At 63.5% G+C, this 6,404-nt stretch carries 7 protein-coding genes; all 7 read left to right on the forward strand.

All coding sequences use genetic code 11. From position 1 onward, the window contains the following. The coding region (locus tag FBR05_14130; protein ID MDL1873315.1) for an aminotransferase class V-fold PLP-dependent enzyme at nt 1-323 on the forward strand (323 nt) is incomplete at its 5' end. A 75-nt stretch (nt 324-398) separates the two neighbouring features. Next, complete coding sequence (gene mnmA / locus FBR05_14135) at nt 399-1,508, forward strand: tRNA 2-thiouridine(34) synthase MnmA (protein MDL1873316.1); 1,110 nt, start codon at nt 399-401, stop codon at nt 1,506-1,508. After that, entirely contained in the window at nt 1,508-2,887 is a 1,380-nt protein-coding gene (gene mtaB, locus FBR05_14140) for a tRNA (N(6)-L-threonylcarbamoyladenosine(37)-C(2))-methylthiotransferase MtaB (GenBank protein MDL1873317.1), read from the forward strand. The genes mnmA and mtaB overlap by 1 nt, the downstream gene beginning before the upstream one ends. Next, nucleotides 2,838-3,587, forward strand: a complete 750-nt coding sequence (rnc, locus tag FBR05_14145) for a ribonuclease III (protein MDL1873318.1) — start codon at nt 2,838-2,840, stop codon at nt 3,585-3,587. Before mtaB ends, rnc begins: the two co-directional genes overlap by 50 nt. 1 nt (nt 3,588) lies before the next feature. After that, nucleotides 3,589-4,419 carry a radical SAM protein gene (locus tag FBR05_14150; protein MDL1873319.1) on the forward strand — a complete coding sequence of 277 codons (831 nt, stop codon included), beginning with the start codon at nt 3,589-3,591 and terminating at the stop codon, nt 4,417-4,419. Nucleotides 4,420-4,550: 131 nt separating this feature from the next. Further along, nucleotides 4,551-5,123 carry a hypothetical protein gene (locus FBR05_14155; GenBank protein MDL1873320.1) on the forward strand — a complete coding sequence of 191 codons (573 nt, stop codon included), beginning with the start codon at nt 4,551-4,553 and terminating at the stop codon, nt 5,121-5,123. 241 nt (nt 5,124-5,364) lie between these two features. Continuing rightward, the gene (locus tag FBR05_14160; protein MDL1873321.1) at nt 5,365-6,246 is read left to right on the forward strand and encodes a GTPase Era; all 882 of its coding nucleotides are present in this window, start codon (nt 5,365-5,367) and stop codon (nt 6,244-6,246) included. Nucleotides 6,247-6,404: the final 158 nt, after the last annotated feature.

Below are 6,404 nucleotides of genomic sequence, written 5' to 3' on the forward strand. Positions count from 1 at the left end.
TGCGCGCCGATCCGGTAGACGGCGAGCGCGAGCACCAGGTCAGTGGCACGCCGACCTTCATCTTCAACAACCGCGTCCCCGGCGTCTCGGGCGAGACCCTCTTGATGAACCTCGACATGGAGGGGATTGCGGTCAGCGTGGGCGCCGCCTGTGATTCGGGTTCCTTGGAGCCCTCGCACGTCTTGACGGCCATGGGACTCGACGAGGCCGCCGCCTTGGAGGGCGTGCGTGTGAGCCTGTCGCGGCTCAACACCGAGGCCGAGGTGGACCGTTTTTTGGAGGTCTTGCCCAAGCTGGTCGGCAAGATCCGGGCCGCGGCTTGAAAGCAGCCACTTAGCGAAGCTTGCCGCCCAAGACGCGGCCCTGCGCATTGTGGAAAGAGGATTGTTGAAAAGTTTATGAACCTCGATCGCCAAAAAGTCGTCGTCGCGATGAGCGGAGGGGTCGACAGCTCGGTGGCCGCGCTGCTGATGCAGCGGGCGGGCTTCGAAGTGATCGGCATCACCCTCAAGCTCTGGGACGCGCCCAAGGACGAACCGCAGCGCCACGCCAGCTGCTGCTCGATCGAGGACATCGGCGACGCCCGCCGCGTCGCGGACCAGCTGGGGATTCCCTTCTACGTGATCAACAGCAAGGCGCAGTTCCGCGAGCAAGTCGTCGACAAATTCGTCGCGGAATACCTCGCCGGCCGCACGCCCAACCCCTGCGCGCTGTGCAACGACAAGGTGAAATTCGACTTCCTCTTCACCAAGGCCTTCGAGCTGGGAGCTTACCACGTCGCGACCGGCCATTACGCGCAGAAGCACCGCGATCCCGCGACCGGCGAATGGCAGCTGCGCAAGGGCCGGGACGGGCGCAAGGACCAGAGCTATTTCTTGTTCAGCCTCGGCCAGCGACAGCTCGAGCACACGCTCTTTCCGGTCGGCGGGATGGACAAGGAAGAGGTACGCCGCCTGGCCCGCGAGGCGGGCTTGAAGACCAGCGAGAAGCCGGACAGCCAGGAGATCTGTTTCGTCCCGGGCGGCGACCACGGCGATTTCATCGCCAAGTACCTGCAGGGCGCGGCGCCGGCGGCGGGAGAGATCGTCAACGAGTCCGGCGAGGTCCTGGGGCGCCACGAAGGCATCCACCGCTACACCGTCGGCCAGCGGCGCGGCACGCAGGTGGCCCAGGGCGAGCGGGTCTACGTGAAGGCGATCGACCCGCGGACGAATCGCATCACGATGAGCGACAACGGCGCGCTCTTCCAGCCCGTGCTCCTGGCCTCGGGCGTGCGCTGGGTGCGGCCGGTTTCGGACGGGATCGAGGTCACGGCCCGCATTCGACATAGGCATGAGGGCAGCCCGGCGACGCTGCGCCTGGTGGAAGCGGGGAGGGTGCGCGTCGAGTTCCACGAGGCCCAGCGGGCGATCAGCCCCGGGCAGGCGGTGGTGTTTTACCGCGGCGAGGAGTGCCTGGGCGGAGGTTGGATCGAGGCGGGCCTGGGCTCGCCCGAGGGCGGTGCGTGATGCAAGAAACCCAAGAAAATCACGACGGCCGCACCACCGTCGCCTTCGCCACCCTCGGCTGCAAGGCCAACCAATACGACTCGAGCTTCCTCGAGGCCCAGCTGCGCGCCCGCCGCTTCCGCCTGGTCGACTTCAAGGAAAAGGCCGACATCTATATCATCAACACCTGCACCGTCACCGACCGCGCCGACCTGGACAGCCGCAACCTGATCCGCCGCGCCGCGCGCCGCAATCCCGAGGCCTTCAAGATCGCGACGGGCTGCTACGCCCAGACCAAGCCGGGCGAAGTCGCCCGGGTCGAGGGCGTTGACCTCGTCTTGGGCAACGACAAGAAGGCCCGGCTCCTCGACTACCTCGAGCTGGGGCGCCCCGAGCGGCCGATGATCGAGGTCGACGACATCTTCCGGCAGACCGAGCTCGAGACCTTCGGGATGGCGAGCTACTCCAAGAACACCCGCGCCTTCGTCAAGATCCAGGACGGCTGCAATCAATTCTGCACCTTCTGCATCATCCCCTACGCCCGCGGCCGCAACCGCAGCATCCCGATCCCGCGGGTCCTGGAGGAGCTGCGCTCCTTGAGCGAGCGCGGTTTCCGCGAGGCCGTCCTCACCGGCATCCACATCGGCACCTACGGCCACGATCGCGAGCCGGCGACCAGCCTGCTGGAGCTGCTGCGGGCGATCGAGGCGACCCAGCCCATTCACCGCGTGCGCGTCTCCTCCATCGACCCGGAGGAGGTGAGCGAGGAGATGGTCGAGCTCTTCGCGGGCTCGCGGGTCCTCTGTCCGCACCTCCATATTCCGCTCCAGGCCGGGGACGACGAAATTTTACGCCTGATGCGTCGGCGCTACACGGTCGCCGAGTTCGCCGGGCTCTGCGAACGGCTCGCAGCGAAGATTCCGCGCCTCTGCATCGGCACCGACGTCATCGTGGGCTTCCCCTACGAGGACGAGGCGCGCTTCGAAAACACCTACGCCCTGCTGCGCGACGGGCCGGTCCATTATTTCCACGTCTTTCCCTTCAGCCCGAAGCGGGGGACGAAGGCCGCCCAAATGTTGGGGCAGGTCCCGCCGACGCTCAAAAAGGCCCACGCGGCGCGGCTGCGGGCGCTTTCCGAGGTCAAATCGGCCGAATTTAGGGCCCGATTCGTGGGGGAAGAGGTCGAAGTCCTGCTTGAGCGGGCCGAGGACGTGTGTCAGAATGGGGGCCATTCCGAAGCGGTATGGACCGGATTTTCCGAAAACTACCTGCCCGTCGCGGTGACGACGGACTCGGGTTTTTCCGGAAAGCTCGTTCGATGCCGGCTCGAAGCGAAAGAGGGAGGAAACCTTGCCGGAAAAGATCAGCCGGGAAGAGAAAAAACAGCTGAAGGCCTTTGAAAAGAAGCTAGGCTACCGATTCAGCAAAAAAGCTCTTCTCAAGAACGCACTGACCCACAAGTCCTACGCCAACGAACGCCGCCTCGACGCCGCCGATCATAATGAGCGCCTCGAGTACCTGGGCGACGCCGTCCTCGAGCTCATCGTCTCCCATCTTTTGATGGAAAACTACCCGCAGGCCGCCGAGGGCGAGCTGAGCAAGCTGCGCGCCTCCATCGTCAACGAGAAGACGCTGGCCGGGGTCGCGGTCGCCCATGAGGTCGGCAACTACTTGTATCTCGGGAAGGGCGAGGAGATGGGCTCGGGTCGCGAGAAGCCCAGCCTCTTGGCCAACGCATTGGAAGCGGTCTTGGGCGCCATCTACCTGGACCGCGGTTTCAAAAAGGCCTTCCGCGTCATTAAGCGCATCGCCCTCGAGCTCTTCGAACAGGTCGGACAAGAGGGCTTCTATAAGGACTACAAGACCCAGCTCCAAGAGCGGGCCCAGGTCCTGTTCAAGACCGTCCCCAAGTACAAACTGGTGAAGGAGTCCGGCCCCGACCACGATAAGACCTTCGAGATCAACCTCACGATCCGCGGCGAGCTGATGGGCGTCGGCGTCGGCAAAAGCAAGAAGAACGCCGAGCAGGCCGCCGCCAAAGAGGCCCTCGAGCGCATTGAGAAGCAGGCGGCCACCGGCGCGGCCGTCGCTTCCCACTGAGATGCCTACGGACGCGCGCCCCTATATCATCCCGATCTTCATCTCCCACCTGGGTTGTCCCTTCCAATGCCTCTACTGCCAGCAGGAGCGCATCACCGCGCAGGAGAGGTGGCTGCCGACGCCCGAGGCGGTGGCTGCGCGGGTCGAGGCCTTCCTGGCGACGCGCAAGCCGGGCAAATACTCCCACACCGAGATCGCCTTCTACGGCGGGACCTTCACCGGACTGGAGCTTTCGTTGATGGAAGGCCTGCTGCGGGCGGCGCACCGCTACGTCGCCTCGGGGGAGGCGCGCAACCTGCGCGCCTCGACCAAGCCGGACTATGTCGCCGCGGAAAAACTGGACTTGTTGCGCGGCTACGGGATGGACACGGTCGAACTCGGTGTCCAATCCTTGGATGACGAAGTGCTGCGCCGGGTGGGGCGCGGTTATCAGGCGCGCGACGTCGAACGGGCGGTCGCCTTGTTGAAGGAGAGGGGGATGAAGGTAGGGATCCAGCTGATGCAGGGTCTGCCGGGCGCCGACGCGGCGGAGGCCTTGGCCAGCGCCCGTCGCGCCATCGCGCTGGGCCCCGATTTCGTGCGGCTCTACCCGACCGTCGTGCTGGAGGGCACCGCCCTCGCCCAGCTCTATCGCGACGGTCGCTATCGGCCCTGGACCTTGGAGGCGGCGGCGCAGGTTTGCCGCGAGTTGGCGGCGCTATTCGCGACCGCCGGCATCCCGATCATCAAGCTGGGCCTCGAATTTTCCAGCGACGAGCAGGAGGGGATCCTGGCCGGCCCCTACCATCCCCGGTTTCGAGAGCTCGTGTTTCAAAATAAAATCGCCTCCTAGGAAACTCCTCAAACCCCCGAAAGCGATAATTAGGCTCGCAAGGGGGCTCACTCTCTCCTCCCCAAGCGCCGCAAGGCACTCCAGCCAACAAATTAACCAATCATTCCAGCTTGTTCTGGAGGGGGAAATCCATGTCGCTTCGTAAACTGACTGTTCTTTTGTCCGCTGTTTTTGGAATCTTTTCGGCCGCTCCGGCCTTCGCCCAATTCAATCCGATCGTGCCCGGGGCTTTCGAGGATTTGGCCGACGTTCAGCTTCGCCGTCAGACCAACCGCGCCTGCAACGAGCTGGCCGAGCAATTTCCGGTGGGGAACACCGCCCCCGAATGCGCCGCGCGCCATGAGGCTTGCTCCGACGAGCTCTTCGAGAACGTCAAGGCCGAGCTGGCCGCCGCCTTCGAGCAGTGCAATCAGATCGGCCCGATTCCGGGCTTTCAATGCCTGCAGGGCATCCGGGAAGGTGGCATCATCGAGGCCGAGAAGGCCAAGCTCGCCGACATCCTCGAGACCGCCTGCCAGCCCCTGCCTCCGCCGCCCGCGGTGGATGAGAGCGATAACGCCGACGACAACGGCCAGATCGTGGCCGACGAGGTCGCAGCCGCGCAGGGCGGTTGCACGGTGACCGGCCTCGGCGGCGCCGAGGGCAACCTGCTGTGGACGGCCCTGGGCCTGCTGCCCCTCTTGGGGCTGCGCCGGAAGGGCTAATTCAGAGATTCCTCAAAAAATGGAAATCCCTCCCGCCGATGACGGGAGGGATTTTTTTTGCTTGGGTAAACTCCGATTCCCCTTGGCGAAAAAATTGTGCCATGGAGCAGGTATTTTGTTGGCGCAATTTGGCACATTGTGGAAAATTCTTAATAATTTTAGGTGATTGGGATAGGCCCCTTGAGCTTGGAGTCGTTTAGTTCGCCTTGCGAAACTCCGCGGATTCCTCTAGGACCAGCCCATGTTCCACTCCGGCTACGTCGCCATCGTCGGCATCCCCAACGTGGGGAAGTCGACCCTGCTCAACGCCCTACTGGGCGAGAAGCTCTCCATCGTCACCGACAAGCCGCAGACAACCCGGCACCGCATCCTGGGTATCCTCAATCGGAAGGGGGCGCAGATCCTCTTTTTGGACACGCCGGGGATCCACGCCTCCGACAAGCTGCTGAATGAGAAGATCGTCGAGACCGCCCTCCAGGCGATGGGCGACGCCGACGTCATTCTCCATTTGATTCCGCCCAAGGCGAAATTTTCCGACGAGGACCGTCGGATCGCCCGCCACGCCAAAGATACCGGCAAGCCCTATCTCGTGCTGATCAACAAGATCGACCAAGTGGGGAAGGAGTCCCTGCTGCCGCTGATCCAAAAGGTCCAGGAGGAGCTGGCGCCGCAGGAGATCGTCCCCATCTCTGCGCTGAAGAATGATGGGCTGGCGCGGGTCGTCGACCTGCTGGTCGCGAGGCTCCCGGAGGGACCGGCCTATTACCCCGAAGATCAGTACACCGAGCACGACCTGCGTTTTTTAAGCGCCGAGATCGTCCGCGAGAAGGTCATGCAGCTGCTTTACCAGGAGCTGCCTTATTCCGTCGCGACTCAGGTCGAGGAATTCAAGGAAGAGGGCGACATCCCGCGCATCCACGTCGCGATCGTCGTCGAGAAGGACTCGCAGAAGGGGATCGTGATCGGCAACAAGGGCGCCATGATCAAGAAGATCGGCCAGCTGGCTCGCAAGGACATCGAGGCGATGGTGGGGAAGCAGGTGTATTTGGAACTCTTTGTGAAGGTCGTCGAGAATTGGACGAAGAGCGAGCGACGGCTCAAGGAATTGGGGATTATTCAATAAATGTAGGGGCGAACCTTGTGTTCGCCCCAGGCACGGACGGGGAGGGCGAACACAAGGTTCGCCCCTACATTATGGCAGCTTCCTTAGAAAACCTGACCCCCATGCTCCGCCAGTACCTGGAGATCAAGCAGCGCCACCAGGACGCCATTCTTTTCTTC

It is taken from the genome of Deltaproteobacteria bacterium PRO3 (assembly GCA_030263375.1).
GTDB lineage: Bacteria > UBA10199 > UBA10199 > DSSB01 > DSSB01 > DSSB01.